Origin of the sequence: Mycobacterium pinniadriaticum (genome assembly GCF_026242045.1) — a bacterium.
GTDB lineage: Bacteria > Actinomycetota > Actinomycetes > Mycobacteriales > Mycobacteriaceae > Mycobacterium > Mycobacterium pinniadriaticum.
In genome coordinates, this window is the sequence record NZ_JAPJDO010000033.1 from 1 (window position 1) to 25,318 (window position 25,318).

Genomic DNA, 25,318 nt, shown 5'->3' on the forward strand with positions numbered 1-25,318 from the left:
CCGCTGCGCCTATTCCAGCCCCGCCACCTACGAAAACAACCACACATTCGCTACGCTGCCACAAGCGGCGTAACCACAAATCCCGTGTCCACTACACCGGGGCAAGGCCCCTACAAGGGGGAACTTCGGGCTAGTGGCGTGGTTTTTTGGGCGTGCCCGAGCAGGTTTGATGGGCTGATCAGCGAAAATCGTTGTGTGGCTTTGGGACGTGAGGATCGGCAGGTCCGCTTCGATGACGTGCTGCTGTTGGTCGATGATCAGCTCCCCCAGGACAGCGTGTATCGGCTGCTAGCCGAGCATGGTGCGGTGTTGTTCGGCGATGAGTACTTCGCCGATCTATTCACGCGGTCGAGGTTGAGGCGTCCGACGGTGCCCGCTCGGGTGGTGGCCACGGTGATGCTGCTGCAGGCCTTCGAGGGGCTTTCAGATCGGGAAGCATGCGACCGGTTGGCCTTTGATCTGCGATGGAAGGCCGCGGCCGGGTTGACCGTGGGGGCGCCAGCGTTTCACGCTACGGTGCTGGTCGGGATGCGCAACCGGCTACGCGCTTCGGATCTGCCGCGGCGGTTGTTCGACGACGTCAACGCGACCGCGCGGGCGGCCGGGTTGCTGCGGGGCCGACGCCGAGTTCTGGATTCCACCCCACTCTTTGATGCAGTGGCCACCCAGATACGGCCACACAGCGCGCCTGTGGCGATCGCTGGGCTGGGCGGATCAACACCGATTCCTGCGCGAGGACTTGCGGCAGTGGGAGATCCTGCGCCACCGCATGCCGCCGACGATTGCCGACGCGATCGATAGTGGCCAACTGACCGCCGCAGCGGGTGAAGTCGCCGATGTGTCGCTGCGCGGCAGTGGTGTCGAACTGGTTGTCACAACCAGTGATCAATCAGTTCGCCGGCGCGGCGACGCGGGCACTATGCCTGACGGGGTCCCACAGCGGCCTGCGGGTTATCCCCCCGGCCCTGGTGATCGGTTCGCTCACCCCCCGGGCGGGGGCAGCAGCATCGACTGCCAAGTTCCCGGCTTGGCAGCGCCGGCGGCGAGGTCAGATTGTCGGTGCATCTGCCCGTCGGGGGCGACATAGGTGCCGGTCGCAGGGTCGTAGGTCGCGGCCGGTATTGGCGGCGGAGCGGGGCCTGAGGGCAGCGGCGCCGACAACTGAGGACCAGGTGATAGTTGCGGGACGTCTTGGCCGGATAGCGTGGCGTTCGGGTCGCCCTTCCAGTTATAGCCGTCGTTCAGCGGCACATAGTTCTCGTCACTCTCACACATTTTCACCGTCGGTGCACGTTTGCCTGGGCGCGTCTCGCAGGGCAAGTTGCGGGCACCGCGCACGTTGAACATCGCGTCCTGGGGCACCCGGCAGTAGAGGTCGCCGGGGGGACGTTCCGGGTAGTCCTCGTAGCTAGAGGACCGCTGCTGCTGGGCGGGAAGGAATCCGGTGGTGCAGGGTGGCGGCAAGTTGAGGTTCAGGTTGAAGCTCAGATACGCACCTTTGTAGTCCTGCTTGGTGTTCCAGTTCGCAACGCCGATACCCTGCATGAGCGCCGTGCTCATGGGCAGCAGCACCAGGACTTGCTCAAGGTTGGGCTGATAAGTCACCAGCACAGGGGCGATGCTCGCCATGTTGGCCAGCAGGATGGGTACCGTCGGCTGAAGCCGGTCGAACAACTGCCGCGCCTGTTCGGCTGCAGCAGGACCGTTTTGCAGCACACTCCGGACCGACGAGTCGTTATCGCTGAGCTGCTGCGTGATCGTGGCAAGATGGGCCGCCCACGCCTGTACCGAATTCGACGTGGCAGTCTGCGTGTCGAGAACCGGTCCGACGTTGTCGATTACGTTCGTCAATTCACCGAGGTTCTGACGGGCATCGAGGGCGAGGCTGGTGGAGCCCTTCACGATCCGTGAGATCTCAGGCCCCAGGCCGCCGAATGCCGTAGACGCCTCGTCGATAGTCGTTTTCAGATTGTCACCCGGGATAGCCTTCAGACCGCGGCTAGTGGCGTCGAGCAGTGAGTTGACGTCCGGGGGAACCGACGTTCGATCCCGTGGGATCACGTCGCCGTTCTTCAACGGGGGACCGTCGCCGGCGCGCGGTTGGAGCGCGATGTACTGTTCGCCCACTGAGGTTCTGCTGTGGACCTGCGCGTCGAGGTCGGCCGGGATCTTGACGTCTGACCGGAGGGACAACACTGCATCGACTCCGCTCTTGGTGAGACGGACTTCCTTCACCAGACCGACTTCGGTGCCGCTATAGGTGACATTGGCGCGTTGATACAGCCCTCCGGCCTCCGGAAGTTGCACGGTGACGGTGTAGTGCCCCACACCGAACAACAGATTGGGCAATCTCATGTAGCCGATGGCCATGACCGTGAAGGAAATCGTCGAGATAGTGATCAAGATCGCCAACTGAGTCCAGATCCGTCTGTTCATACGCATGTCACGGCCTCTGGTCGAGGTGGTAGGGAGCGACTAACGGATTGCCGGCGGTGTACGGGCTGGGCATCTGGCCGATCGTGCGGCCCCATTGCATTTCCAACTCTGTCAGATTGCCCTCGAATCGGGTGCCGGTGAAGAACGCCGCATCGATGCGGCTCAAAGTCAGGTCGATGACCGTGGTGATGTTCCCGGTGTCACCGCGTGCCCACTTTTCCAATGTCTCGTTAGGCCAAGGGAAGGTGCCGAAGAAACTCAGTGAGCGAGTCAACGCGGGGCCGGCATTGGCCAAGGACTCGAGCACGGGACCTAGTTCCTCGAGTTCCTTGACCAGATTATCCTTCGTCTGATTGATCGCATCAGCGGCGACAGCGCTGAACTTGCCCAGGGCACCGAGAGCATCGGCCAGTTTCTGCCGCTCGTCTTTAAGGAGCGAAAGTGCTTGCGGCAGCGTCTTGAGCGCCTTGTCCACCACCGGCTTCTGTTCAGCGAACTGCCCTACAAGGTTGTCTAGGCTTTGCGTGGCGCGGATGATGTCATCGGTTTGATCGCTGGCAAAAGTGATGAAGATGTCCAACTGCTGGATCAAGCTGCGCAGGTCCTGCTCTCGCCCGGCGAACGCGACGCTCAGGGCCTGAGTGATGTCCTGGATCTGGCCGATTCCACCGCCGTTGAGAAGCATCGAAAGCTGCGCCAGGGTCTGCTCGGTGGTCGGATACGCGCTACTCGAGGTCAGCGGAATGAGCGACCCATCGTGGAGCTTGCCCTCGGGTGCAACGCCTTTCGGTGGGGCGAGCTCGATGTGTTTCGATCCCAGCAAGCTGGTTTGGCCGACTTTCGCGGTTGCGTTAGCGGGCAGGTTGACATCGCCGTTGATCGTCATCGTCAGCAGTGCGTGCCAACCCTGCCGCTCGATCTTCTCGACGTTGCCGACCGTCACGTCACCGACGCGCACGCGCGAGTTCCGCTCGATATTGTCCACATCGGGTAGTTGAGCCTGGACGGTGAAAGAGCCCGGCCCACGACCAACGGTACCGGGCAATGGAAGAGAGTTAACGCCCTGCCACCCGCAACCTGACAGCACGAGGGCGAGCAGGATCAGGGCGCTGGCTGAGAAGCGGCCGGTGCGTCTCATGAGCCACCGCCCGAGGGCACCATAATCCCTTGCAGGCCCGCAGCGGGCTCCGTCGGTCGCGCTTCGGCTGGCAGCGGAGACGAATCCGTCTGTGGCGCAACGGCTTGCGGTGGCTGGGCTGCCGGCGGCGGGACGTAGTCAGGGCGCAGCCAATCCTCGCTGTAGGTCAGCTCGTTCGGGCGTGCGGATGCCCCCACGATCGCATTCTCGCCTAGGGGTGGGAAGTTGTACTGACGGTTCTTGATGATGGGCGCGAGGTACTGCACGCACAATTTCGATGCCTGCTCGGCGCCGAGCCGGGACGCCGCCTGGACCGCACTGCACAGGAATTGAATCGGGTTGGCGAAGTTATTGACCGCCAACACGCCAGACAAGGTGCCTTGCGCCGGTTGATAGATATTGACGAAGTTCTGAATGGCCGTAGGCGCCACATGCAGCGTTTGTTTGAGATCGTCGAGGCTTTGGTTGAGTGCGGTGGTGACCGACGCCAGCTTGTCTGCGGTCGCGCCCAGCGACTCCCGGTTGTTGGCCAGGAAGCTCGTCACATCGCCGATCACGGCGCTCATGTCACTGAGTACGTTGCCAACTTCGTTCGGGTCGTTGGATAGCAGGGCTGTCACCGCCGCGAGATTCTGGTTCAGCTGCCGCATCAGTTGGCCGCTATCTTGCAGGGCCGAGACTAAGGTCGACACGTTCTTCACCGTCGAAAAGATGTCCTTGCTGTGGTCCCCGAGGGCCGAGAACGCTTGGGAGAGCTTGACGAGGGTGTCTCGGATGTTGGCGCCCTGGCCGCGCAGGTTGTCCGCGGCGGTGTTGACGAAGGCGCCCAACGTACTGACGCCACCCGGTTGCGTTGGTTGCAGAGTGTCGGTGAGTTTCTGTAGCTGCTGTCGGAAATCGTCCCACTCGACCGGAACTGCCGTGCGCTCCTGCCCGATCACGGAGTTGTCCCGCAATACCGGCCCACCGGTGTACGCAGGCGTCAGCTGGATTGCCCGCACTGCCACCAGTGACGGCGACAAGATGGCCGCCTTCGCATCCGCCGGCACCTGGTAGCTGCCGTCGTACCAGAACGTGATCTTCGCACGGTGCGGCTGCGGCTCGATCCTGTCGATCCTGCCGACCGGCACTCCGAGAATGCGAACCTCGTCGCCGGCATAGATGCCGTCACTATTTGCGAAGTAGGCGACCACGTGAACTCGATCGGCCTGACCTACTGACCGCAAGGTCACAGCGAGACCGCCGACCAATGTCAGCACCAAGGCGATGGCCAGTCCGATCCTGGCGTTTCGCTTCGTCACTGCGCTCCCCCCGCAGTCGTCGACATCTCACCTGGCGCGGGCACGTACACCGGCGACGGTGTCGGCTGCGGGGTCGACTGCAGATTCGGTGGCGGTGCTGCAGGTGGGCCGGGAGGCGGACCGCCGGGCGCCGGCGCTGGCAGCGGTTCCCGGTACGGGTAGCGCGGATCGCCTGGCTTACCCGTAATAGCTTCGGGCAACGACAGACTCGGGTCACCACCCTGACCAGTTCGGGGGTAAGGAATCGGCAGCGCGGGCGTGCCCGGCTGACCGAGCTGCGGATCGGCGCGCTGCGACGGCAACAGTGTCGCCGGGTCCAAACCGAGGTCGGAGAATGCAGCCTCGATGAACGGCTGAATGAACTGTCCCGGGAGCAGATTGGACAGGTAGGCCTTGAAGAACGGACCCGATGCCACTGATTCACCGAGCGACATCATGTAGACGTTGAGCCTCTTGATCGACTCCTGGATGTTCTGCTTGCGGTTGTCCAATATCGTGAGGACTCCGTTGAGTTTGTCGAGCGCGGGCTTGAGAGTGTCGCGGTTCTCCCCTATGAACCCATTGATCTGCCGGAATGCTGCGGCGATATTGCTCGAGATCTGGTCCAGCGCCTGCCTCTGGCTCTGCATCTGGATCAGTAACGCATTGGTGTTGGCGATCAGGCCGACCACCTGGTCACTTCGCTCGGCCAGAACCCCAGTTGCCTTGTTGGCCTTCGCAAATAGGCTTCGGAGCTGCTCGTCCCGCTCGTCGAGCGTCTGCGAGAAGCGCGCAACCCCCTGTATTGCTTCCCTCAGATCGGGCGGAGTGTCTTTGAAGGTGTCCGACAGCACGGCCAACGACTTGGACAGTTGGTCGGTGTTCAGGCCGCTGATCGCCGCGGTCAGGTCGCCGAGCGCATCCGGCAACTGGTAAGGCGACTGGGTGCGGTCCACTGGAATCGGGCCGGCTTGCTGGGCGTCACCGCGTGGGGTCAGGTCGATCACCTTCGAACCCAGCAGACTTTTGGTCTTGATCGCAGCCTCGGTCCGATCGCCAAGGTGAATGTTCTTGTCCACGTTAAACTTCACTAGGACCCGCGGTCCGTCGAGTGCAATTCCCTCTACTTTGCCTACCTGCATGCCCGACACCTGTACTGCAGCGCCGGCACTCAGGCCACCGGCCTCCGCGAAGTAGGCCGAATAGTGCTTGTTCGGGTTCAGCAACGGTAGCTTGTCATAGTTCAACGCAGCCAACGTCGTACCGAGGGTTATGGCCACGCCAATGGCGCAGATTGTCAATGAATTCCGTTCGGAGAACGCTTTCATCGCACCGCACACCTCCCTGTGTCCTGGCCTGCCAGCTTGATGTACACCGGCTGGCCGCCCTTGCCATTGACCTTCAGCGCCAGATCACACAGGTAGAAACTAAAGAAGTCACCGTAGAGGGCCTGTCGTTCCAGCACCCGATACTTCTCCGGTAGCTTCGCGAGCAGGTTGTCCAAGTAGTCGTGGTCGGCCACCACAATGCCTGCGGTGCGGTCGGTCTCGTGCACCACCTTCTGTAGCGGTGGGCGTACTTGCGTCATCAAGTCGGCGATCGAGCCGGCAGCCGCATTGACTGAGGCCACCGATTCGCTGATCTCGTCCTTACGGTCGGCCAATGTCTGGACCAACTGAGCCAACGAATCGACGCCCTGCCTGAACTGCGTGCTCTGGTCGCCCAATGAACCGAGCACCGTATTCAGGTTGGTGATGACCTGACCGATCAGATGATCACGGTCGGACAGTTTGTTGGTGAGGGTCGCGGTCTGTTGGAAGAACGAGCTGATCGTGTCGCCCTGGCCCTCGAACGCACTGATTAATTGACCAGACAATGCGTTCACCTGATCCGGATCCAACGCGCGGAACAGCGGCCGGAAGCCGCCGATAAGCGCGTCCAGATCCAGGGCCGGAGAGGTGCGGGACAACGGGATGGTATCGCCCGCGGCGAGCTTCCGGGCGCCACCCGCGCCTTCCTCCAATGCCAAGTAGCGCCCGCCGATCAAGTCGTCGTACCGGATCACCGCTCGGGTGCCCTCAGTCAGCACCACTGAAGGGTCCGCACTGAAGGCGACGTTGACCGTGTTGTCCGGTTGGATCGACATCTTCTTGACCTTGCCGACCTCGACACCGGCGATCCGAACGAACTGGCCATCCTTCAGTCCCGATACGTTCGTAAAGTCGGCGTTGTAGACGATCTCCGATTGGAAGCGCAGCTGACTGAAGATCGCGAACATCGCAAACGTGAAGAACAGGCATACCAACGTGAAGATCGTCAGCCGCCAGAGCGCACCGCTGAAATCACCCCTCACGGCCACGGCCTTCGGTAGGCAACACTGTGGCAGTCACGGTGACGGGCACCGCCGTATCCGGAAGGAGCGGCGTGGGGGTCGGTTGAACCGATGCCGGTGCCGGTACCACGAACGGCTCCGATCCCGGTGGCGGCGGGCCCGGGTCGCGAGGAGCGCCCGGCGGCGGCGCCGGTGGGAGACCCGGATACAGCGGCGTGCCATCCGGTGCATACATCGGGGCACCGTAGGGCGGGGCCCCGGGATACGGAATCGGGCCGGGAGCCGGGCCGCCTGGGTAGCGGATGCTCGGCGGCTCCGGCACTGCGCGGGTGCCCGGAAAGTAGTTGGCCCAGCCTGGAAAACCTATCCCGGGGTTAGGCCGCCAGTCCAGGCCGGTACCCCAGCCGGTGTTGGTGACGAGCTGGCGCACCGGCCAGTTCTTCGAGACGTCGGGCAGCGAGCCGCAACCGGGCTTGCCGCCGGGGCCGCCCTTTGCGCCGACAACCGGCAGATTGTCTGGGTACTTGTACGGGTCGTCGCCGAGCAGCAGTGCGGCGTCCAAGACCAAAGACTTCCCGTTGCCGCCGCCGAAATCGTAACCGCCGTTGTCGAGGAAGGTCTTCGCCCCTACGAGCGTGCAGGTCAATTCCGGGTTGTACTTCGACAGCAGGCGTGTGGTCGATTCGAGCGTGTTGACGGTGACCGCCAGGCTGTCCCGGTTCGGACCAATCAGGTCGGTGCCGCTGCGCGAGAAGCCAACCAGACCGACCAATAGCGAGTCCAAGTTGGTCGCGTTGTCGGTCAGGGCAGTGCTCGTGGTGGCCGCCGAGCTCAGCAGGCTCAGGATGTTCTGCGCCGCCGCACTGTAGGTATCGCTGAACCCTTGCAGGGACCGCCAGCCGCCGCGAATGGTTTCGGCCCGGGGATTCACCGCCAGCAGCACCTGGTTGGCGGCGGTTGTCGCCTCACGGATGGCGGTGCCCTGACCGCGCAGACCGTCGGCCAACGCACTGAGAACGCCGTTCAGTTTCGCGGGATCGATCTGCTGCAACACATCTGTCAGGTTCTGGAACACCGTGTTGACCTCGGTACTGACGTTAAGCGACTGAATCACCGCTCCCGCGGCCAGTGGCTTGGCACTGGGCTCACTGGGGTAGATGAGATCGACGTACTTCGCGCCGAAGGCCGTCGTAGCGCGAATCCGCGCGTGAACGTTGGCCGGGATGTACGTGATCTGGTCCGGGAAGATCTCAAGCTTGAGCCTGATGGGATCCTCGCCGCCCTGGACCGTGGCGACCCGCCCGACCTGCACTCCGCGCATCTTGACTTTCGCGCCGGGCTCCATCACCAGACCAGAGCGGTCCGATACCAGGGTGGCCGGCACGTATGACGTGAACGTACCGCGGAAGAACGAGAGCGTCACGTAGATGAACAGGGCAATGGCTGCCAACAGGATCAGCGTCAGCCACCCCGGATGGAGCCGTCCATTAATTCCTGCCGAGTCCATGCGCTATCCGGACAGATTGAAATTGCCGGACTCACCGTAGATGGCGAGCGAGACGAACAGGGTGACGAACACGGAGGTGACCAGGGATGCGCGAACGGCTCGGCCGACCGCCTCGCCGACACCCGCCGGCCCACCGGAGGCAGTGAAACCGTAATACGTGTGCACCAACATCACCACGATGGCCATCGAAATTGCCTGCAGGAAAGACCAAATCAGGTCACTTGGGTTCAGAAACGTATTGAAGTAGTGGTCATAGACGCCGGTTGACTGACCGAAGACGAAGGTCGTGCCGACACGTGTTGCCATGAAAGCCATCAGCACTGCAACGCAGTACAAGGGGATCACCACGACCACACCGGCCACCATCCGCGTGGAGGCCAGATAGGCGACTGATCGAATGCCCATCACTTCGAGCGCATCGATCTCTTCGCTGATACGCATTGCGCCAAGCTGTGCAGTGGCACCCGCGCCGATGGTGGCCGCGAGACCGATGCCGGCAAGCAGCGGAGCGATCAGGCGCACGTTGAGGTAGGCCGATGTGAATCCGGCCAGGGCGTCGACACCGATCTCTTGTAGCTGACTGTAGGCCTGAATCGCCACTAGTGAGCCCGCTGACAGGGTCAGGAATCCGACGATCACCACCGTTCCGCCAATCACGGCGAGCGCTCCGGTGCCCAGGCTCATCTGTGCAATCAGCCGCACCAGTTCAATCCTATAGTGGGCGAACGCATCCCAGATTCCCCTGATCGTCGAGCCGAAGAACTGTGTCTGAACCCCCAGTCGGTTCCAACCGTTGACCCAAACGGCCACCACTCGTTGGATTCGCGGATACGTGCCGCTGGGGGAGCTTCGGGTCACGCCGTGGCCTTCACACCGACTGCGGTCGCGATCACGTCGATGACGAACAGCGCGACGAAGGTGAACACCACGGTCTCGTTGACCGCGTTGCCGACCCCAGCCGGTCCCCCGCCGACGTGGATCCCCTTGTAACAGGCGATCAGACTGGCTGCCAAGCCGAAAAGCATCGCTTTGCAGAGTCCGATGATGACTTCCGGCGTACCGATCAGCAAGGTCAGTCCGGCCGCGAACGCGCCCGGGGTCACGTGCTGGAAGAAGACGGCGAAGAAGAACCCGCCGACCAGTCCGGTGATGATCACAATCGACGCCAGGAGCACTGCGACGAAAGTGGCTGCCCACACCCGGGGTACCACCAACGCTTGAATCGGGTTGATGCCGAGCACGCGAAGGGCGTCGAGTTCCTCGCGAATGGTGCGAGCACCGAGATCAGCGCACATCGCCGTGGCCCCCGCCCCGGCGACAACCAACACCGTCACCACCGGTCCCGTCTGGGTGACAGTGCCCAGTGCCGCACCGCTTCCGGAGAAGTCCGCAGCACCTATCTCGACGAGTAGGACGTTGACGGTAAACGTGGTGAGCACCGTGAACGGGATGGTCAACAACAACGTCGGAACGAGTGAAACGCGCGCCACAAACCAGCTTTGGATGACGAACTCACGCCACGCCCACGGCGGGCGAAACATCTGCACGAACGTGTCCAGACACATCGCGAAGAAATCACCGAGGGCACGCGCCGACCTGACGAAATTGTTGGCCGAAGCCATCAACCGCCCCACCTCGTCGCCATCGCGCGTGGCGTCACCCCGGCAGACGTTCCTTGATCCCGCACAGCGCCACCTCCCAGACTCTCAGCCGGCATCAGGCTAGCAACGGCACGAAACATTTAGTATAGATTCAGCACATTACATACAACTAATTCGATCAGCTGCACTATCGCCCGGGGTCGACCCAGTGGACACAGATTTGCGAAGGATGGTGAGGGAACCGGTGAAGTTGAGCGCCACCGAGCTGAGCGCCGAAGAAGTTCGGCTGAGGGACGAAGTCCGCGCCTTTCTCGCTGAACGGCTGCCGACGGGCAGCTATCCCCTGGGCCTCGGTATGGCTGCTGATACCGACCCCGCTTTTTCCCGCGATCTCGGTTCGCGCGGGTGGCTGGGAATGGCTCTGCCGAAAGAGTACGGCGGAGGCGGACGTTCAGCGGTCGAGCGGCTGATCGTGGTTGAGGAGCTGCTCGCCGTCGGGGCACCGATCGGATGGCATTGGGTGGCAGACCGCCAGTCTGGACCCAACATTTCCAACAACGGCACTATTGAGCAGAAGCAGTACTTCTTGCCCCGGATCGCCCGCGGCGAACTCTCATTCGCGATCGGCATGAGTGAGCCCGAAGCCGGGTCAGACCTGGCGTCGGTGCGAACCAAGGCGGTGAAGATCGACGATGGCTGGGTGATCAACGGTACCAAGATATGGACGTCGGGCGCCGCCGAGGCCACGCATCTGATCGGCCTGTTCCGCACCTCCGAGGAGCGATACGGGGGGCTGACCCAGTTCATCGTCGACCGCAACACCGACGGCCTCAAGGTGTCACCGATTCCCTTCATCGACGGAACCCGGCACTTCTGCGAAGTCTCCTTCTCCGACGTCTTCGTCCCCGACACGATGCGGTTGGGCAGTGTCGGAGCCGGCTGGGGGCAGAACACAGCCGAACTCGTCCTCGAACGCGGCGGCGTCGATCGATGGATGTCGTTGATGCCGATTCTGGAGCACTGGGCAACCCACCCGTCTGGCCGGCTGACCACCTGGGAACAAGCTGATCTCGGTTCGGTTTTGGCTCGTTGCTGGGCCTTTCACGGTCTGTCCCTGTCGATCACGCGGGCAGTCGACCGCGGCGAGTCGCCGACCGTCGAGGCGGCGATGGCCAAGGAGATGGCCACCCGGTTCGAACAGGAGTGCATCGACATCGTTGTGCGCCATTACGGACGCACGCCGGAACTCGATTCGTCGGATCCGCACGAATCCTTGTTAGCCCGGGCCATCCTCACCGGACCTGCGTGGACGATCAGGGGCGGAACGACGGAAATTCTGCGCAATATCATCTCGAAAGCGCTGATCCGAGCATGACTACCGGTTCAGGTCCCGACCCCGAACTCCTCGGCCTGGTGGAAGACTATTTCTCGAAGACATTCACCCCCGACGTTGTCGCCGAAGTTGAACGAAGCGGCCTGCCACCCCGACTTTGGGCCGAAACCGAAGAACTCGGCCTCCCGCTGATCGGGGTCGACGAATCGCTCGGCGGTGCGGGTGGGTCGCTTTTGGACTTGGTGGCCGTCGCCGAGGGTGCCGGTCGCCACGCGACGCCGTTGCCTTTGGTCGAAACAGCCCTGGCTGCATGGCTTCTGGCAAGTGCTGGCGTCGTGGTAGCCACGGGCCCGCTCGCCGTGGTGCCCGACACCAGCGGGCTTTGGCTGGCCGGTAACCGGCTGACCGGGTGTGCCCGGCACGTGCCGTGGGCGCGCAGCGCCGGGCGAGTCGTGGCAGCGCTGGGTGACCAAGTGGTCTCGATCGACCCCACCCGCCTGGACATCACTCCCGGCACCGACCTGGCCGGCATGCCGCGGGACACCGTGACCGCAAACAACATCGACGTCGACGTCCACCGATCTGATGTGGACGCCGACGCCCTGCTGCTGCGGGGCGCCCTGCTTCGTTCAGCGCAGATCGCCGGAGCGATTAATGCAGCGCTCGAGCTCACCAATCGCTATGTCCGGCAACGTGTCCAGTTCGGGAAGCCGATCGGCGCCTTCCAGGCTGTACAGGCCCATGTCGTCGAGCTGGCCGAGGTGTCGGCACTGACGGACTTATGCGTGCAACGAGCCGCGATCGCCGCGATCCGCGGGCGGGCATCGTTGGAAATCGTCGCCACGAAATCGGTGGCGAACCGCAACGCCGGCCTGGCCACCCGCGCAGCCCATCAAGCGCACGGCGCAATCGGCATGACGCAGGAGTACTCACTACAGCTAATTACCCGCCGACTGCACACTTGGCGGGGCGACTTCGGCGACGAAACCACGCTGAACCTCCGGTTGGGCGCGGCGGTGCCACATACCGGGTGCATCGCCGCCGCTGTGACATCCGTCGGCTCGACCACAGGCGTCTGACGTGTCTCGCGATCTCACGATCACCACCGTCGGCCATGTTGCCGTCGCCGAGATCCGCCGTCCACCCGCCAACTACTTCGATCACGGACTCATCGCCGATCTCGTTGTGTCCGCGAAGGATCTGCAGGCTCGGGGCACTCGGGCGATCATTTTATGCTCTGAAGGCAAACATTTCTGCGCCGGCGCCAACTTCTCCGAAGGTGGGATGGAGGCCGATAGGGCTCGATCATCTGAACTGCTCTACCGCGAGGCTGTTCGGTTGTTCGACGTCAAGGTGCCGATCATCGCAGCGGTGCAGGGTTCCGCGGTTGGCGGGGGACTGGGGCTGGCCTGTGCGGCCGATTTCAGGGTAGCCACACCATCCAGCCGGTTCCACGCCAACTTCTCGATCCTCGGCTTTCACCAAGGCTTCGGACTCTCCGAGACGCTGCCCGCCATCGTGGGGGCCCAAAGAGCGATGGATCTGCTCTACACCAGTCGGCGCATCAACGGTCAATGTGCTTTCGACATCGGCCTGGTCGATCGGCTCGTGCCGGACGGGGAACTCCGGGCAGAGGCGCTTCACTGGGCAGCCGAGATCGCTTCGGCCGCCCCGCTTGCCGTGCAATCGATCCGGGAAACGCTCAGGGCACCACTGGCACGGCGCGTTCACGCGGTGCTGAAACGAGAACTCGATCAACAGCAGCAGCTCTGGGCCACCAAGGACAGCAAGATCGGCATCGCCGCCAACCTCGCGCGCGACACAGCGGTATTCACCGGAGAATAGCCCGGCAAGCAGCACATCGACGCCGTCACATTTCCGTTTCGCCCCCGACCTCTCTCACTAGCGCAAGTGCGGCCGGATCATCTCCATGCATCGAAGTTCGGCGTGCGCTTCTCCAGAAAGGCGCGCGCGCCCTCGTCCTGCTCACCACTGGCGAAAAAGTCCGGCTTGACCACGGTTAAGTATTCGTTCTCCTGGTAATCGCGCATCGGTGCGTACTCCTCATCGAACGACATCTTGAGCAGTTTGAGCACAGTGGGACTCATCGCCAGCAGTTCATCTGCCCACCGACGCACCTCGGCATCAAGATCAGCCGCGGGGACCACCGCGTTCACCAGACCCCAGTCCAGAGCCTGAGCCGCCGAGTACCGACGGCACAGAAACCACATCTCCCGAGCGCGCTTGGCGCCCACGACCCGGACAAGGTAGGAGACGATCCAACCTTGGGCCGGACTCGCCACCCGCGGTCCGTTCTGACCGAATACCGCTGTTTCCGAGGCAATGGTGAAGTCACAGAAGTAGGCCATGTGGTTTCCGCCGCCGATCGCGTAGCCGTTGACCCGGGCGATTGTGGGTTTCAGGCTCTGCCGAATCGCGGCATACACATCCTTGACGTAGTTCTCGAGGCCGCGGTTTTCCTCGCCGCGATTCTCCAGCGCTCCGTCGGCCTCCGCGTTGACATCGCCGCCGGCACAAAAGGCGCGCTCGCCTGTTCCCGTGATGACGATGACACCGACTTGCGGATCAGCGCCGGCCTTCGAGATCGCCTCGACCATCTCGAGCAGTGTCGTTCGCGTGAATGCGTTGAGCGACTTCGGTCGGTTGATAGTTACAGTCGCGACGCGGTCGGTCACGTCGTAGATGATGTCTTCGTAGTCAGCCATGTCGGCCTTTCCGTTCGCGGACCAGCTGGTCCAGATGTGTTGGGAGGTCGATGTCTATGCGTGCGGTCGCCATGAGGCGGCCCAGCATCATGTACTGACCGATGACCAGGATGAGTTCCACGATCTCCCGGCTGCTGAAGCGTGCTGCGCAGGCGGCGAACGTTTCGTCATTGGGCATCGCGGACAGAACCACCTGCTCGGTGAAGGACAACACCAGCGCGTCGTCGGCTTCTGCCGGGACCTCGTATCGTGCCGCGGCGATCCGCGTCGGCTCGACACCGATCTCCCGGGCGATCGCCTCGTGCTGAACCCATTCGTAATCAGCACCGGGTGTCAGATGAGCGACCCGCAGAATCGCCAGCTCGCGCAGCTGGTCGTCCAGCGTGAGATCGCTGAGCAGGCTGCCGCCGAATCTGAGCCAGGCGTCGAAGGAGTCATGCGCATGTGCCATGAGCTTGAATACATTCAGGTCGGGCAGCGCCGCCAACCGCTTGGCAACCGTCTCCGGCGCATCGACAGCAGCGAGATACGGGATGCGGCTCGGCGCTTTTCCAGCGATGGAATCCACCTTGACGAATCAGCTTCTCAAGCCGGCTGGGTTTGCTCGATGACTAGTCGCTGTAGGCACAACTTGTCGACCTTTCCGCCCGGGTTGGTGGGCAGCTCGTCGAGCAAGACAAGCTGTTCTGGGAACTTGAACTTGGCAAGACCCTGCGCGTCAAGGAAATCCGTCAGATCCTTCAACGTCGGAGGTTCACCCGCGGGCACGACAACCGCGCACGCCCGCTCACCGAGCCGATCGTCCGGGACCGGGATGATCGCCACCGCAGCGACGGCGGGATGCTTGATCAGCACGGTCTCCACCTCAAACGGAAAGATGTTCATGCCGCCCCGCAGGATCATGTCCTTGGCCCGTCCCACGATGCGCAGGTAGCCGTCCTCGAAGCAACCCAAGTCCCCAGAGCGGTACCAGCCCTTGCCATCCCAGTTCGCGTCATCGTAGGCGGGCTGGTTCAGGTAGCCCCACGTCTTGTTGGCACCCCGCCAGAACACCTCACCGGTCTCTCCCGGTGCCACCACGGTGCCGTCCGAGGCTCGCAATTCAATCTCTTCACCGTCACAGACCTTGCCCACCGTGTTCCACCGTGCCCAGTCCGGATCGCCGACGGTCGTCATAGTGGGTACGCCGCCGTCGGTCGTCCCGTACACGTTCTGCACCCGGCAGCCCATTCTCCGTTCGATCTCCTCGGCCACCAAAGGCGGCAGCGGCGCGCCCGCGTTGTTGAACCGGGTGAAGGCCGACAGGTCCACGGCTTCCAGATCGAGGTCGAGCAGCATGACCAACTGGGTCGGAATGGCGGTGGCGTACGTGCACCGTTCGCGCGCAATGAGATCCAGCGCAGGCTGCGGCTTCCAGTCCTCCAACATGGCACTGGTGGCACCGACGAGAAGCGGCATCAGAATCGGGAAGATATAGCCGGTGGAACCCTGTCCGGCGGGCGCGATCGCGCCGGCCACGTCATCGGATGTCAACTCGAGCGCCGACGCCGTCTGGTGAACCAGGAAGGCGATCATGTCGTTGGCACTCCACAGCGAGGCCTTCGGCACACCGGTGGTCCCCGACGAGCACATCACGTGCGCAGGCTGATCCGGGTCGGGCCGCAGCCCGCGTGCCGTCCGGGGATCGATCGGTTCGGTGGCCCGCACGCGCGATTCGAATGAACCCGCCGACCCTGTTCGCGCGTAGAGCACTTCACGCAGATCCGGCAGTGCCGGGCGCAGCTCCTCGTGCAGTGCCCGGACGTCGATGTCCCGGTCTGACTCGACACTGATCAGCACCTCCGCACCGATCGTGGCGAGCAGTGACCCTACCTCCGCCCGACGCCACCGAGTGGGCATCGCCACCATGTAAGCGCCGATGCGGTTCGCCGCGAGTTGGATCAACGGCAGCAGTGCGCAAGTGGGTACCTGGGCGGCCACCGGGTCACCGGGCCGGACGCCCAGATTCAGCAGTAGTTGGGCACCGCGCTGGGTGAGATCGGCCAATTCGCGGTAGGTCCAACGGACTTCGCCATCGATCGCCGCCAGCTTGTCTGGGTGTGCCGCGACGTGTTCGTCGAACATCTCGGGCATTGTCTTGTCACCCCAGATACCGGCGTCCCGGTACTTCCGCGCCTGCGCTTCATCGTGCCAGCGGCGCATCACCCTCGTTCCCGGCATCTATCGGGCCCCGCCCTGCACCATTCGGTTCCGCATCCGTCCAACCCCCTCGACTTCGGTCTCGACAATGTCGCCCGGTGCCAGATATCGGGGCGGTTTGCGGATGAAGCCAACGCCGGACATCGTCCCGGTAAAGATCAGATCGCCGGGGTAAAGCGTGCAAAACTCCGATAATTCGGCCACGATCGCCGGAACCGAGTAGATCATCCGCGCGGTGCGGGCGTGTTGTACCTGCTCACCATTGACCCAGCAGGTGACGCCGATGTCGTCCGGGTTGGGAAACTCGTCCGGCGTCACCAGCCACGGCCCGGTCGGACCGAAGGCCGGATACGACTTGGCCAGGCCCCACTGGCTGGCAGCCATCTGCCGGTCGCGTTCCGAGTAGTCCTGGCCGCCCATGACTCCGGCGACGTGATCCCAGACCGTGTCCTTGGTCACCCGATGCGCCACCGTCCCGATGACGACGACCAGTTCGGCCTCCCAGTCGACCGTGGCCTTAGGCAGCGGGACGGCGGCGTTCGGCCCGGCGATCGAGGAAGGGAACTTCGAGAACACCTCCATCACGTCGGGCAGGGTGAAATCGGCCTCTTCGGCGTGGTCGGGATAATTAGCGCCGATCGAGAACACCTGACGCGGCCTTGGTGACGGGGCTCCCAGGCTCTGCTCGTCGATCGGGTCCACCGGAAAATCAACCCCCGAGTCCACCCAGCGCCGAAACTCCGCCCACCGGTCGTAGATGGCCGCCGGGTCGGCCGAAAAGACACCGTTGCTGGCCTTTTCGACGTCGATGCCGCCGCCCTCGACCACCAGAGTCAACCGGTCACCAACATTGGCTACACGCACCAGGATTCACCTCCGCGGCCGATTGGCCGATTGATTTCGGTTTTCACAGAATGAAACTGACCTTTCCTTGCGGTCGGAGTTCCTCGCAGTCCAGCGTGGCCCGACGCTCCCGGATGCGGAAACCACCGTCCGCGCCGCGTACCAGCACATGGCGGTACTCACCCGTGAAAAGGTGTGAGGCACTGCGCCGGTAGCGATAGACGGCGAAGTTCGACAGCACCTCGAAACCGCTCGCATCGTTGTCATGAACGCGCACGTTCGTGATCAACCGCCGGGTGCGCGAGCGTGGTCGCTCGACGAACGCCATCTCACTCTCCAGGCGTTCCACCCTTCCCACGATCTGAGGGTAAGAATCGGCGATGATGAAGACCGTCTTGTCAGGGGTCGTGGAATCGATTGCGTCCGTAGACGGAACGAGGTACGTGCAGTCCTCGGTCAGCAGCTGCAGCCATTCCGGCAGCTTCCACGAATCCAGCAACTCGGCTTCGTGATAGAGGAACGATTCGACTTCGTATGCGGTGTCGCGGTCAACGGTCGCCCGATTGCCTCGCAGCATCTCGGTCATGACTGCTCGGTTCCCGACATCGCGACCTCATCGGTCCCGACCAGGTCCTTCTGCCACTGACGCCAGAATCCGCGCATCTGTTCCTCGTCGGTGAGACTCGGAACGTCCTTCCCCATTCCCTTGGAGACGATGGACCACTCGGTCCCCCGCACCTGCCCGAAGGCTTCCTGGCAGGCTTCGATGACTTCATTGTCGTCGGGGGTGGCGAATCCGCCGGGTCCGAGGAACTCCAAGTAACCCTGGATGCGGAGCTTGCGCAGTTCTGGGTCCTCGCCGACGGGGGCCAGGCACCACGCGGTGACATCGGTGTGGTCGACGGCGATCGGGTCGAGCACCCGCAACTGCAGCGACGCGGCGTCGATGATCAACAGGTTGGGATAGATAAGAATGTTCTTCGAGGTCTGCCCCACGAGTTCGGCGGTCTCGTCGCCGAACTTGTCCACCAGCTGCGCTGCGATGGTGTCGACTCGCTGCTTGGCCTCCTCGCTCATCACCGGTGCAGGTTTGGCGACGGACCGGCCGAATGGCGCCTTGTAGCGCATCATCACGTGTCCGTTGCCCAGGCTCAATCCCACTCCGTCCAAGCCTCCGCCGAGGTCGTAGCCCCGGCTGTTGAGGAAGGCGAAATACGTCTTGTGCACGGCCATGCCGTGGTAGCCGTCGAGACTGTTCTCGACGATGAGCTTCCAGTTGCCACCCATCCGGTAGATGTGTGTTCCCTCAACCACTTCCATCTGTCCGGTCAGCGACTGGTCGATGATGGAATCCAGGTAAGGCAATACCGGAGCGAGGTAGTCGCGCAACGGCTGTGCGTCACGGTTGAACGTCGCGAAGACGAAGTCCCGGTACACCTCAAACCTGGGCGAATCCAAGCCGAAGTTCTCGGGGTCGAAACTAGTTGGGAACGACGCGCGCTCGGCGACACCGATCAACTCGCCCGAGTTCTTGTACGTCCACGCGTGGTAGAGGCAGCGGAATCGCTCGGTATTTCCCTTCGCCTCGCGACAGACCAACGCACCACGGTGACGGCACGCATTGAAGAAGACACGAAGCTCACCGCTCTTGTCCCGGCACATGATCAGCCGCTCGCCGACCACCGTTCGGGTGACGAAGTCACCCGGCTGAGCCACCTCGGTAGCGTGTCCCACGTAGAGCCACTTGTTGGAGAATATGGTCTTCTGTTCGCACTTCAGATGTTCCTCGTCGGTGAAGACCGATCGATGTACCCGGAAATCCACATCCGGGGTCTCGACGACCAGATCCTTGTACCCGTTGCCAGTCATGCGAGTGTCGACCCCCCATTCACACCGACCACTTGGCCGTTGATGAATCCCGCCTCCTCACCCGCGAGAAACTCGACGAGAGCGGCAACCTCACTCATCTCCGCGGGCCGGCCCATCGGGATTTGGGAGACGAAGCGCTGGGTCAGCTCGGGTTGCTCCCGCAGGAACCGCTCGAACTCGGGCGACCGGACAGCCGGCGGCGCCACCACGTTGAAAGTGATGCCCTGCTTACCGAATTCACGGGAGAAGCTGCCTGCCACCGCATGCACGCCCCCTTTGGCGGCGTTGTATATCGCGTGATCCTCGAGGCCGTTGCGTACCGAATCGGCGCCCATGAAGATGACTCGGCCGTTGCCGGCCTCGAGCATCACCGGCAATGCCGCCAGCGTCGACCGCAACGCCGACCAGAGGTTGCGGTCGATGGTGGCCTGCAGGGTCTCCTCAGTGTGGCTGAGTGTCGGCCGGATGACACCGCCACCGGCGTTGTTGACCAACACATCCAGGCGACCGAAGACCGACACCGCCTGCCGCACCATCTCTTCGGCCGCTTCCCGCGTGCTCAGGTCACCGGCGCTGGTGACCACCGGCGCCGCATGATCGCCTTCGAGCTTGGCGGCCAATTTGGCCAGGCCCTCATCGTTGGTGTCGGCCAGCACCAGCGATGCTCCGGCCACGGCGAATCGCTCACTCAGCGCCGTCCCGATACCGCCCGCCGCACCGGTGACGATGACACACTTGCCCGTGAATGCGCCCACCTCAGTTGCCCCCTGCCACCTGGTAGACGCCGAAGACCTTGTTCGAGGTGAACAGGTCGGTCTCGATCATCTCCATCCACTCGGGACGAACGCCGAGACGGTCGACGGCACCGGCAAGACAGAACCAGTTGAGCATCTCGTGCTGTCCGGCCTGCTCCACCTCCGCCAGGGTCACATCGCGCCAGGCACTTGGCTTGTCGTCATTGAGCTGCGCGAACAACTCCCGGTCCCGGCCGGTGTCCGGAAGCAGGAAGTGGCTCGCCTCATTGAGGAAGGCGTGCGACCAACTCGATGACGCGACCAGGGCCACCCGTGATTTGCTCTCGAGGCAGATCTCGGCAACAGCCGCGCCGAGGTCGAAGCAGCGCGCGGGCGCAGGCGCCGGCGGATCCAGTTCGGAGATGTCCTTGGGCATGCTGCTCAGATAGGCCAAGCCACCCTTGTGTTTGACCAACCTGCGGCCATAACAGTTGATGGAGAAGAACAACGAGGGATACGGGAAGCCTTCACCGCTCCAGTCGAGGTACCGGAGCGTGTTCGCGAATGCGGCCGGCATCGGCCGGTCCGGTAGGGGCTGGTAGCTGTAGGCGATATCGAAACCGCGGCCCAGCAGTTCGGTGGTGAGTTTCTTGCCCGCCCGGGCCGCTCCTTTGATCGGGTACGGCGTGTCTTCGGCCTCACCCCACGCGTTCGGCCGGCCCTTGTAAAACGGGCGTTGCCACAGCTGCGTCTCCAGATCGTCGAACGCACACACCGCGAAGGGCGGAACGCAGTCTTCGTGGAACAGCTCGTACTGATCGTCACCCCAGATCAGCACGACGTCAGGGGCGAAGTCGTCGAGCGCGTCGCGTACCCGTTGGAAGTTCTTTCGCAGTCCTGCGCGGTGGGCTGCCGCCGCGGCCAAGCCGTTGTCGTCGCCCAGCTCGCGCACAAGCAGACTTGACAGGGCGGCTGGGTCGCGCTTCTCCTCGGGCAGCTCAGGATCGCGGAGCGCCCACCGATACACATCGGCCATTCGCTCGTCGGGCAGTGCTAGCGGCGGGAAATGTGTGGCGCCTACGGCCAGTACAGCACCCATAGTTCGGTGATCCTCCTCGATCGCTGTTCAGCCCGCCGACGCCGGGGACCGGGAAACACGCCTTTGGTAGTTAGAACAAATAATATCGATTGTGTGCATGTTCTACAATATCTTCTACACGATCAGTTGCGCTATGATTCACCTCAAGTGCGCGCTTGACTCCAGCGGGCTCAACGTCGACAACGGAAGGCCAGTCTGTTGGCAGCTAGGGCATCCACCGAATCCCGCATCTTCAACGGGACGCTCAATGCGCTGGCCCGTCAGGGCCCGAAGAAACTGACGATGAGCGACATCGCCGCGGAGGCAGGCGTGTCCCCGGGGACGCTCTACCGGTACTTCAAGAACAAAGAAGACATTCTCTCGGCACTCGGTGACTACTACATGATGAGGCTGAGAGGCATCATCCAGCAGGCGATTGCAGACGAGCCCGAGCCCGCCGATCGCCTTCGCGTCGTCGTCGATGTCATGCTGCGGTTCTGGCAGGACAATCCCGCGACAGTGCAACTCGGCCAGATGGAACCCGGCTTCGTACTGGCCTACATCAAGAATGTTGTGCCGCGATTGTCGGCAGTGATTCACGACGCCCTTGAGCCGGTCCTGGCTCACAGCCCCGCCGTCCAACTTGGCGTGGTGACCGTGGATGATGTCGTAGAAATCATTGTCCGCATCGCCTTTTCGAATTATTTCATGCCGGCAGGTGACTACCATGATCTGCGCGACCTGTGCGTCGCACTCGGCATCGCCGCGGGATTGGAACCGAAGAAGTCGCGCGGAGCAGGCCGCCGCAAGGCCGTAAGCTGACCATCTAGGCGCCTCTTGAACGTTTCGCGCCAACAACGTTGCGCAGCACCCCGATACCTTCGATCTCGGCTTCTACGACGTCCCCTTCCTGGAGGAATCGGCCATCCTCCATTCCAACACCGTCGGTGGTGCCGGTGAACACGATGTCGCCGGCGCTCAGCGCCACCCTCTCGACCACGTAGTCAAGACACTCGTCGAGGTTCCAGATCATCTTTGCGGTCCGATCACGTTGGCGCTCTTCACCGTTGACGCGCAACAAGATTTCGACATCGATCTGGCCCGACCCGCCGAACTCGTCTTTGGTGGTGATCCACGGCCCCACCGGAGTCGCTCCGGTGAGCGCCTTCATCGTGAACAGGTCCAGCCCACCCATCGGGGACGGAGCGTCCCTGGCACTGACGTCGTTGCCCACGGTGTAGCCGAGCACGGCGTCGGTCAAGTGTCCGTCGGCTTCGGTGGCCGGCCGTGCCATCACAGCCACCAGCTCGACCTCGAAGTCCAGCTGGTCGGTGATCGCGGGGTTGGCCATCTCGTCGTCGTGCCCGATGATCGCAGCTTGCGGCTTGAGGAAACCCACTGTGCTGGGTGGCCGCTCGGTGATACCGAGCTTCTCCAGGTGCGTCCAGTAGTTCATTCCGACCCCGACGATCGTGGAAGTCGGGGTGATGGGCGGCAAGAGGCGAACGTCCTCGAGCGGTACCGGCGGGCCGGTGAGCTCGAAGTCCGCCCGGCCCTCGGATGCTGCGGGACCCCAATCGGCTATCTCACCGCGGATGGGCTGCACCGTGGCGGCGTCGATGTCGACCACCGCCCACGAATCAGTTTCCCGGAAGCGGATTCTCGCGATTTTCAGGGTGATCCCTCCAGCCGTATTTCCATGTGCACAGTCTGTCCGATCCCGCGATCGAGGAACCGCGGGCGGGCGCGGTAGACCAACCCGAAGTCACGACGGGCGAACTGCCCTTGTCCGATCAAGATCGGCCTCGTCCGACCCTCGTCCTGGATGAACCGCTCCACCTGAATCCGCAATGGCACCGGCCGGGTGACCCCCATGAAGGTCAGCTCCCCGTCCAGCACGAAACCTTGCGGATTGCCGCCGGCGACATCAGGGTTGACTCCCGTCGAACGGTATTCCGCTGTCGGATGGCTCGCTATGTCCAGCAGCGAAGCCGACCGGATCGCCTTATCACGCCCCTTGCTCTTCGTATCGACCGAGCCGAGGTCGACCGTCGCGACCACGGCGGAACCCGACGGGTCGTCGGCCACAACGATCTGCCCCTCGATCCGCAGCGTTCCGCGCACAGTCTGTACGCCCAGATGCTTGACCGTGAACCTCAGCGTCGACCGGACCGCATCGATCGACCACGTGCCTGCCGCATAGCCAGGAATCGCTGCCGCAGCAGATAATTCGCGTCCGTTGCTCACAGATAGATCGCGAGGTTCTGCACGCCGAGCGTGGCCTGGTCGAAAAAGATGGTGCGCGATGCGATCTTCCACTCGTCACCTCCGCGGAGGATGTCGACTCGCCGGGCCGGAAGTAGCTCGAGCTTCGAGTCGTCGTAGCGAGACCGCAGTAACAGCACGGAGCTGTGCACCTCGTACTCGCCTGCCAGGTCCGTCTGGAAGGCCCGCACCTTGTGCACAATCCGTTGGGTGCGGGACAGCGGATTCTCAGCCCAGGCGCTGTCGGTCTGTGTCATCCGCATGATCTTGAGCATCAGGGTCATGATGTTCTCGTTGAACAGGTACATGTCTGATTCGAAGACGCCGCTGTTGCGGTGATCACGTGTGGTGCGCACCGGGGCCCGATAGACGATGTCGGGTGCGAGCAGACCGGCCCAGCCGGTCAGGTCATCGGAGTCCAGCAGTGCGGACTCGTCTTCCAGGAACCCAACGATCTCGAAATGTCGCGGATCGGTCACCGGGATTCGTGCCCCGCGCGGTGTCGGATAGCTGACACCCGACTGGGCTGCCGCGCCTGACAGGGCGGCGTCGATGTCCGGTGTGGCTTCTGCAGTCACCACGGTCTCCCTTCCATGAACTCGCTGTAGCGCAGCCAGAAGTTCCACTGCGTGTCGTCCTTCGGGAATCCGGCGTAGACCTGCCCGGGACCTGGCCAGTCGTGAGGCCTGTTCTCCCCGGTAATCGCCTGATAGCGAAGTTTCGACTGACGCCCCAACGCGCCGCGCGCAGCCTGGCTTTGCATCGGCCAGGTATCTGTGTCGTCGGCCTCCACGAACCCGCTTATCCCGAACGTGGCAGCTGTCATCAGATTCATGGATTCGGCGAGCTCTTTTGGTGCGTCGCGTTCGACCAGAGTCCAGTGGAACAACTCGAAGTGGTCCGGCCCCTTCGGAACCCACACCCGCCAACTGAAGAATGCCGAAACGGTTCCGTCCGGGAACTGGAACGGCATCGCGAAAACTGCGACGTTGGGAAACAGCTGACCCACCTGCGGGGTGAATTGCGTAAGCACTTGGAGTTGTCCCTCGTCGAATCGCTGGGGCAAGTCCTCGACCATGTCGGGTGACATTCCCGGCGGTGGTGCCAGCCGCAGCCGCTCCATCGGGGACATCGCGGCGAGATTCTTGCCCTTCATTGCGGTGAGGTAGTGCTCTTCGCTCAGGTCGAAGCATCGTACGAAGTGGCCGTTGAAGCCAGCGCTCACACCGGCCATAGCCGGCTCTTCGGCCGCCGCTCCCAGCAGCGCCAACTCCTGCATGGAGCGGTGCAGCGTCAGGGTGTGGAAGATGTCTCCGGCGAACTGCTCGGCAGCGCACTTCCAGTTGGCGGGGATGATGAAGCGCTGCGGATGGCCCAGGACGGTCATGCCGCGCCGGGTCCGGTCGAACATGAGATCCCAGTACCAAGTCATCGGGCCGAGATAGTCTCGCAGTGACGGTGCGGTCTCATCGAAGGTGACGAAGACCATCCCCGTGTAGGTCTCAACCCGCCCGCGCTGCAACCCGAGTTCGTCCTTGCTCCGCAGGTGGCCCTGCATGGTCTCCCGGGCGACGGGGGCCGCCTGGAAGGTGCCATCGGACTTGAACACCCATCCGTGGTAGGGGCACTGGAAGTTCTTGGCGTTGCCGGCCTCGAACCGGCACACCTTCGCTGCCCGGTGCGCGCACACATTCAACGCTGCCGTGATGCTGCGGTCGGCGGCGCGACTGATGATGACCTGATCCTCGCCGACGTACCGCAGGACGTAGTCGTCGACGTTGGGGATTTCGTCCTCGTGCGCCACCACCGTCCAGGCCTTGGCGAAGAGGTTTTTCAGCTCCAGCTGGTAGAGCTCCGGATCGTTGAGGACCCGCAGGGAGACCTCCCGATAGTCCCTGTCGATCAACTCCGACAGCGGGGTCCCGTCCGCGAGTACCGGTCCGGTCCTGGCGTGTTTCACCTCGTCGATAGTCACGA

At 63.0% G+C, this 25,318-nt stretch carries 24 protein-coding genes and 1 pseudogene; 5 read left to right on the plus strand and 20 right to left on the minus strand.

Annotation, left to right across the window (positions count from 1 at the left end):
• Nucleotides 1–195: 195 nt before the first annotated feature.
• A pseudogene (locus tag ORI27_RS25720) lies at nucleotides 196–669 on the plus strand (transposase); the annotation flags it as partial.
• A 312-nt stretch (nucleotides 670–981) separates the two neighbouring features.
• On the opposite strand, the gene ORI27_RS25725 reads toward ORI27_RS25720, so the two are convergent.
• From ORI27_RS25725 to ORI27_RS25760, 8 genes are read right to left on the minus strand one after another with little or no spacing between them, the layout of a single operon-like run.
• Nucleotides 982–2,442 (minus strand): MCE family protein, encoded by a 1,461-nt coding sequence (locus ORI27_RS25725; RefSeq protein WP_265999916.1) that lies wholly within the window; start codon nucleotides 2,440–2,442, stop codon nucleotides 982–984.
• 1 nt (nucleotide 2,443) lies between these two features.
• Nucleotides 2,444–3,574 carry a virulence factor Mce family protein gene (locus tag ORI27_RS25730; RefSeq protein WP_265999917.1) on the minus strand — a complete coding sequence of 377 codons (1,131 nt, stop codon included), beginning with the start codon at nucleotides 3,572–3,574 and terminating at the stop codon, nucleotides 2,444–2,446.
• On the minus strand, nucleotides 3,571–4,875 hold the full coding sequence (locus ORI27_RS25735; RefSeq protein ID WP_265999918.1) for a virulence factor Mce family protein: 1,305 nt from the start codon (nucleotides 4,873–4,875) through the stop codon (nucleotides 3,571–3,573). The genes ORI27_RS25730 and ORI27_RS25735 overlap by 4 nt, the downstream gene beginning before the upstream one ends.
• Nucleotides 4,872–6,182 carry an MCE family protein gene (locus tag ORI27_RS25740; protein ID WP_265999919.1) on the minus strand — a complete coding sequence of 437 codons (1,311 nt, stop codon included), beginning with the start codon at nucleotides 6,180–6,182 and terminating at the stop codon, nucleotides 4,872–4,874. Before ORI27_RS25740 ends, ORI27_RS25735 begins: the two co-directional genes overlap by 4 nt.
• Nucleotides 6,179–7,207, minus strand: a complete 1,029-nt coding sequence (locus ORI27_RS25745) for an MCE family protein (RefSeq protein ID WP_265999920.1) — start codon at nucleotides 7,205–7,207, stop codon at nucleotides 6,179–6,181. The genes ORI27_RS25740 and ORI27_RS25745 overlap by 4 nt, the downstream gene beginning before the upstream one ends.
• On the minus strand, nucleotides 7,197–8,693 hold the full coding sequence (locus ORI27_RS25750; RefSeq protein ID WP_265999921.1) for an MCE family protein: 1,497 nt from the start codon (nucleotides 8,691–8,693) through the stop codon (nucleotides 7,197–7,199). Before ORI27_RS25750 ends, ORI27_RS25745 begins: the two co-directional genes overlap by 11 nt.
• A 3-nt stretch (nucleotides 8,694–8,696) precedes the next feature.
• Nucleotides 8,697–9,551, minus strand: coding sequence for an ABC transporter permease (locus ORI27_RS25755; RefSeq protein WP_265999922.1), 855 nt, complete (start codon nucleotides 9,549–9,551; stop codon nucleotides 8,697–8,699).
• Nucleotides 9,548–10,315, minus strand: a complete 768-nt coding sequence (locus ORI27_RS25760) for an MlaE family ABC transporter permease (protein ID WP_265999923.1) — start codon at nucleotides 10,313–10,315, stop codon at nucleotides 9,548–9,550. Before ORI27_RS25760 ends, ORI27_RS25755 begins: the two co-directional genes overlap by 4 nt.
• Nucleotides 10,316–10,538: 223 nt before the next feature.
• On the opposite strand from ORI27_RS25760, the gene ORI27_RS25765 reads away from it, so the two are divergent.
• Genes ORI27_RS25765 through ORI27_RS25775 form a run of 3 tightly spaced genes read left to right on the plus strand, consistent with a single transcriptional unit; the run spans nucleotide 10,539 to nucleotide 13,472 of the window.
• Entirely contained in the window at nucleotides 10,539–11,669 is a 1,131-nt protein-coding gene (locus tag ORI27_RS25765; protein ID WP_265999924.1) for an acyl-CoA dehydrogenase family protein, read from the plus strand.
• The gene (locus ORI27_RS25770) at nucleotides 11,666–12,706 is read left to right on the plus strand and encodes an acyl-CoA dehydrogenase family protein (RefSeq protein WP_265999925.1); all 1,041 of its coding nucleotides are present in this window, start codon (nucleotides 11,666–11,668) and stop codon (nucleotides 12,704–12,706) included. Before ORI27_RS25765 ends, ORI27_RS25770 begins: the two co-directional genes overlap by 4 nt.
• A 1-nt stretch (nucleotide 12,707) precedes the next feature.
• Nucleotides 12,708–13,472, plus strand: a complete 765-nt coding sequence (locus ORI27_RS25775; RefSeq protein WP_265999926.1) for an enoyl-CoA hydratase/isomerase family protein — start codon at nucleotides 12,708–12,710, stop codon at nucleotides 13,470–13,472.
• 77 nt (nucleotides 13,473–13,549) lie between these two features.
• Here ORI27_RS25775 and ORI27_RS25780 read toward each other — a convergent pair whose 3' ends face one another.
• The 8 genes from ORI27_RS25780 to ORI27_RS25815 are packed head-to-tail and all read right to left on the minus strand — an operon-like array spanning nucleotide 13,550 to nucleotide 21,097.
• Nucleotides 13,550–14,353, minus strand: coding sequence for an enoyl-CoA hydratase-related protein (locus ORI27_RS25780; RefSeq protein ID WP_265999927.1), 804 nt, complete (start codon nucleotides 14,351–14,353; stop codon nucleotides 13,550–13,552).
• Nucleotides 14,346–14,921: a carboxymuconolactone decarboxylase family protein gene (locus tag ORI27_RS25785; RefSeq protein WP_265999928.1), complete on the minus strand. Its 576-nt coding sequence runs from the start codon at nucleotides 14,919–14,921 to the stop codon at nucleotides 14,346–14,348. The genes ORI27_RS25780 and ORI27_RS25785 overlap by 8 nt, the downstream gene beginning before the upstream one ends.
• 17 nt (nucleotides 14,922–14,938) lie before the next feature.
• Nucleotides 14,939–16,573, minus strand: coding sequence for an AMP-binding protein (locus ORI27_RS25790; RefSeq protein ID WP_265999929.1), 1,635 nt, complete (start codon nucleotides 16,571–16,573; stop codon nucleotides 14,939–14,941).
• On the minus strand, nucleotides 16,574–17,416 hold the full coding sequence (locus ORI27_RS25795) for a fumarylacetoacetate hydrolase family protein (protein ID WP_265999930.1): 843 nt from the start codon (nucleotides 17,414–17,416) through the stop codon (nucleotides 16,574–16,576).
• A gap of 43 nt (nucleotides 17,417–17,459) precedes the next feature.
• Nucleotides 17,460–17,981 carry an aromatic-ring-hydroxylating dioxygenase subunit beta gene (locus ORI27_RS25800; RefSeq protein ID WP_265999932.1) on the minus strand — a complete coding sequence of 174 codons (522 nt, stop codon included), beginning with the start codon at nucleotides 17,979–17,981 and terminating at the stop codon, nucleotides 17,460–17,462.
• Nucleotides 17,978–19,264, minus strand: coding sequence for an aromatic ring-hydroxylating oxygenase subunit alpha (locus ORI27_RS25805; RefSeq protein ID WP_265999933.1), 1,287 nt, complete (start codon nucleotides 19,262–19,264; stop codon nucleotides 17,978–17,980). Before ORI27_RS25805 ends, ORI27_RS25800 begins: the two co-directional genes overlap by 4 nt.
• Nucleotides 19,261–20,019 carry an SDR family NAD(P)-dependent oxidoreductase gene (locus ORI27_RS25810; protein ID WP_265999934.1) on the minus strand — a complete coding sequence of 253 codons (759 nt, stop codon included), beginning with the start codon at nucleotides 20,017–20,019 and terminating at the stop codon, nucleotides 19,261–19,263. Before ORI27_RS25810 ends, ORI27_RS25805 begins: the two co-directional genes overlap by 4 nt.
• A gap of 1 nt (nucleotide 20,020) precedes the next feature.
• A complete protein-coding gene (locus tag ORI27_RS25815) occupies nucleotides 20,021–21,097 on the minus strand; it encodes a DODA-type extradiol aromatic ring-opening family dioxygenase (protein ID WP_265999935.1) in 1,077 nt (358 codons plus the stop codon).
• Between the two features lie 198 nt (nucleotides 21,098–21,295).
• On the opposite strand from ORI27_RS25815, the gene ORI27_RS25820 reads away from it, so the two are divergent.
• On the plus strand, nucleotides 21,296–21,898 hold the full coding sequence (locus ORI27_RS25820) for a TetR/AcrR family transcriptional regulator (protein WP_407666429.1): 603 nt from the start codon (nucleotides 21,296–21,298) through the stop codon (nucleotides 21,896–21,898).
• Between the two features lie 4 nt (nucleotides 21,899–21,902).
• On the opposite strand, the gene ORI27_RS25825 is transcribed toward ORI27_RS25820, so the two are convergent.
• Genes ORI27_RS25825 through ORI27_RS25840 form a run of 4 tightly spaced genes read right to left on the minus strand, consistent with a single transcriptional unit; the run spans nucleotide 21,903 to nucleotide 25,316 of the window.
• The gene (locus ORI27_RS25825; RefSeq protein WP_323055672.1) at nucleotides 21,903–22,757 is read right to left on the minus strand and encodes a fumarylacetoacetate hydrolase family protein; all 855 of its coding nucleotides are present in this window, start codon (nucleotides 22,755–22,757) and stop codon (nucleotides 21,903–21,905) included.
• The gene (locus ORI27_RS25830) at nucleotides 22,748–23,323 is read right to left on the minus strand and encodes a YceI family protein (RefSeq protein WP_265999937.1); all 576 of its coding nucleotides are present in this window, start codon (nucleotides 23,321–23,323) and stop codon (nucleotides 22,748–22,750) included. The genes ORI27_RS25825 and ORI27_RS25830 overlap by 10 nt, the downstream gene beginning before the upstream one ends.
• Nucleotides 23,320–23,919, minus strand: a complete 600-nt coding sequence (locus tag ORI27_RS25835; protein WP_265999938.1) for an aromatic-ring-hydroxylating dioxygenase subunit beta — start codon at nucleotides 23,917–23,919, stop codon at nucleotides 23,320–23,322. The genes ORI27_RS25830 and ORI27_RS25835 overlap by 4 nt, the downstream gene beginning before the upstream one ends.
• Nucleotides 23,916–25,316, minus strand: coding sequence for an aromatic ring-hydroxylating oxygenase subunit alpha (locus ORI27_RS25840; protein ID WP_265999939.1), 1,401 nt, complete (start codon nucleotides 25,314–25,316; stop codon nucleotides 23,916–23,918). The genes ORI27_RS25835 and ORI27_RS25840 overlap by 4 nt, the downstream gene beginning before the upstream one ends.
• Nucleotides 25,317–25,318: the final 2 nt, after the last annotated feature.

Coding starts and splice junctions, on each gene's coding strand:
- ORI27_RS25780 (WP_265999927.1), bottom strand. CDS start 14,353: ATGGCTGACTACGAAGACATCATCTACGACGTGACCGACCGCGTCGCG.
- ORI27_RS25805 (WP_265999933.1), bottom strand. CDS start 19,264: ATGACTGGCAACGGGTACAAGGATCTGGTCGTCGAGACCCCGGATGTG.
- ORI27_RS25815 (WP_265999935.1), bottom strand. CDS start 21,097: ATGGGTGCTGTACTGGCCGTAGGCGCCACACATTTCCCGCCGCTAGCA.
- ORI27_RS25770 (WP_265999925.1), top strand. CDS start 11,666: ATGACTACCGGTTCAGGTCCCGACCCCGAACTCCTCGGCCTGGTGGAA.
- ORI27_RS25740 (WP_265999919.1), bottom strand. CDS start 6,182: ATGAAAGCGTTCTCCGAACGGAATTCATTGACAATCTGCGCCATTGGC.
- ORI27_RS25730 (WP_265999917.1), bottom strand. CDS start 3,574: ATGAGACGCACCGGCCGCTTCTCAGCCAGCGCCCTGATCCTGCTCGCC.
- ORI27_RS25750 (WP_265999921.1), bottom strand. CDS start 8,693: ATGGACTCGGCAGGAATTAATGGACGGCTCCATCCGGGGTGGCTGACG.
- ORI27_RS25800 (WP_265999932.1), bottom strand. CDS start 17,981: ATGACCGAGATGCTGCGAGGCAATCGGGCGACCGTTGACCGCGACACC.
- ORI27_RS25760 (WP_265999923.1), bottom strand. CDS start 10,315: ATGGCTTCGGCCAACAATTTCGTCAGGTCGGCGCGTGCCCTCGGTGAT.
- ORI27_RS25725 (WP_265999916.1), bottom strand. CDS start 2,442: ATGCGTATGAACAGACGGATCTGGACTCAGTTGGCGATCTTGATCACT.
- ORI27_RS25790 (WP_265999929.1), bottom strand. CDS start 16,573: ATGCCGGGAACGAGGGTGATGCGCCGCTGGCACGATGAAGCGCAGGCG.